Annotated in this window: 1 protein-coding gene; it reads left to right on the top strand. The window is 65.3% G+C overall.

Going from position 1 to position 567, the window contains the following annotated elements:
* Positions 1-567 (top strand): FAD-binding oxidoreductase (locus tag EEB15_RS33215; RefSeq protein WP_141514253.1); only part of this gene is annotated, 567 nt, incomplete at both ends.

Genomic DNA, 567 nt, shown 5'->3' with positions numbered 1-567 from the left:
CCGCTGAACCTCGCCCTCGGCGAAGCGGCGGCGGTGGAGTCGCTCGGCGGCAGAATCTACGAGCAGAGCCCGGCGACCCGCATCGAGCGCGGCGCCAGCCCGGTGGTGCATACCCCGCAAGGCAAGGTGAAAGCGAAGTTCATCGTGGTCGCCGGTAACGCCTACCTCAACGGCCTGGTCCCGGAACTGGCGGCCAAGTCGATGCCCTGCGGCACCCAGGTGATCACCACCGAGCCGCTGAACGAGGAACTGGCCCACAGCCTGCTGCCGCAGGACTACTGCGTGGAAGACTGCAATTACCTGCTCGACTACTATCGCCTCTCCGGCGACAAGCGCCTGATCTACGGTGGCGGCGTGATCTATGGCGCTCGCGATCCGGCGGACATCGAGGCGATCATCCGGCCGAAGATGCTCAAGACCTTCCCGCAACTGAAGGACGTGAAGATCGACTTCGCCTGGACCGGCAACTTCCTGCTGACCCTCTCGCGCCTGCCCCAGGTCGGCCGCATCGGCGACAACATCTACTATTCCCAGGGTTGCAGCGGCCACGGCGTGACCTACACCCAC

Source organism: Ramlibacter sp. WS9, from assembly GCF_003797765.1.
In the GTDB taxonomy this organism is placed as follows: Bacteria; Pseudomonadota; Gammaproteobacteria; order Burkholderiales; family Burkholderiaceae_C; genus Ramlibacter.
This window is presented reverse-complemented; position numbering and strand designations above follow the sequence as displayed.